Here is a 1808-nt window from a genome sequence, read left to right as displayed (position 1 = left end):
CCACGACGTGGGAAACGAGGCGGATGCCGGCGACCTGGTCGATGAGCGCCTCGGCCAGCGCGCCGAGGGCGACGCGCGCGGCGGTCTCGCGGGCGGAGGCGCGCTCGAGGACGGGGCGAGCCTCGGGCAGATTATAGGAGAGCATGCCGGGCAGGTCGGCGTGCCCCGGGCGAGGCCTCGTCAACGGGCGGTTCCGCGCGATCTCGCGCTCGTCCCCGGTACCGGCATCAATGAGAAGAGCCGAGGGATCCACGGGGTCCGCGCTCATGACGGTCTCCCACTTGGGCCACTCGGAGTTACCGATGCGCAGGGCGACCGGGGCGCCCGTCGTCACGCCGTGGCGAACGCCCGCAAGAATCGAGACGTCGTCGGCCTCAAACTTCTGGCGCGCGCCGCGCCCATAGCCGAGGCGGCGCCGAGCAAGGGCGCGGCGCAGATCCTCCGTGGTGAGGTGCAGGCCCGAGGGAATCCCCTCGATCGTGGCAAGCAGTGCGGGCCCGTGCGATTCTCCGGCGGTCATCCATCTCAGCATGCCTCCCAGTGTCCCACAAGGCCGCCCGCCGACGCCCGCCGTCTCTCACGGGGTGAACGCTCAGGACTGGGAGGACTCGTCGCCGCTCAGGCTCGGTTCGGTGCCGAGAATATCGATGACGATGCACAGCGTATCGTCGCCGGCCGCCAGGTCCGGCGGGATCGTGATCGCCAGGCGCGACCCGACCTTCTGATCGACCAGTGCGGTCTGGAGGCCGCGCATGGCCGTGCTGAGGTTGATGACCTGCGGGATGCCCGTCTCCCAGGTGGAGACGCGCACGACGCCGTCCGTCCAGCCGAGCACCGTGAACTGGGCGACCACCCGATCGCTCTCGTGGACCTGTACGCCGTCGCCCTTGATGAGGGCCTGCGTCGTGACCCCGTCGGGAACGGTGGTCGAATGCGTGATGATCGGGCCCTCCGGGCTCATTTCGACGCTCAGGGGGCCGACCGTGGCATCCACCGCAGTCCCCATGGCGATCGAAGGCAGGATGTCGATGACGTCGACCTCAATGCCGCTGGTGGCTCCCGGCGCGCCGGCACCCGGCGCGATCGTGCGGAAGGCGACCATGCGCGTGCCCTCACGCTGACCCACGACCATGGAGGTCAGGTCGTCGCCGATGACGTCGCTTCCCACGATGCCCAGGCTCAGCTGCGGGCGTCCCGACTCCGACAGGGTCTGCCCGGTCTCGCCGTCGAAGGCGGTGATCGCGACCAGTACGGGAGAGCCCTCGGTGATGTCACGCCCGCTGCCCTCGACGAGGGTGGTCGCCTTCGTTCCCGTGACTTCGAGAGGGGCCTTGATCTCGATCGTCGGCGTCGCGCCGACGCGGCCCGAGACGGCGACGCGCTCGAAGAGGGGAAGCGGCGCCGACTGCGGGCTCGGCTCGGCCGTTACCTCCGTCGCGCTCGGCTCGGCCGGGTGGAGAGCCCACCAGGCGATGCCGCCTCCCGCCGCGAGGAGCACCAGGGCGAGGAGGAGGCGTCCGAGCAGCGAAGCACGCGAGGAGCCGCGCGAGCGCTCACCTCTCGCGGCAGCGCGCTGCGAGGAGCCTTTCGCGCGTCGGGCACGCGAGGAGTCGGGGGTCTGCGAAGCTGAGCTCATGCCGGAATCGTAGGAGACGACGCGATGATCTGCGCGATGAGTCCATCGACGCGCGGGTCCGAGGTGGCCAGTGGATCCTGCAGGGAGAGCGGAATGGCCGAGGAATCGTCGAGGCGCACGTGCACCCAGTCGACGCTGAGGTCGGCGCGCGCGTCCTCCGCTGCCGCGATGA

General features: G+C 70.5%; 2 protein-coding genes. Both read right to left on the bottom strand.

All coding sequences use genetic code 11. The annotated features are described in order from the left end of the window. Window positions 1-532 (bottom strand): chorismate synthase (locus tag HMPREF1138_RS04220; protein WP_039936842.1); only part of this gene is annotated, 532 nt, incomplete at its 3' end. A gap of 60 nt (window positions 533-592) precedes the next feature. Next, complete coding sequence (locus tag HMPREF1138_RS04215; RefSeq protein ID WP_009056936.1) at window positions 593-1636, bottom strand: FKBP-type peptidyl-prolyl cis-trans isomerase; 1044 nt, start codon at window positions 1634-1636, stop codon at window positions 593-595. Window positions 1637-1808 lie beyond the last annotated feature (172 nt).

This window comes from Actinomyces sp. ICM58 (genome assembly GCF_000283035.1).
In the GTDB taxonomy this organism is placed as follows: domain Bacteria; phylum Actinomycetota; class Actinomycetes; order Actinomycetales; family Actinomycetaceae; genus Pauljensenia.
Note: the sequence above shows the minus strand (reverse complement) of the source record. Positions and strands in the feature narration are given on the sequence as shown.

Coding starts and splice junctions, on each gene's coding strand:
- HMPREF1138_RS04215 (WP_009056936.1), bottom strand. CDS start 1,636: ATGAGCTCAGCTTCGCAGACCCCCGACTCCTCGCGTGCCCGACGCGCG.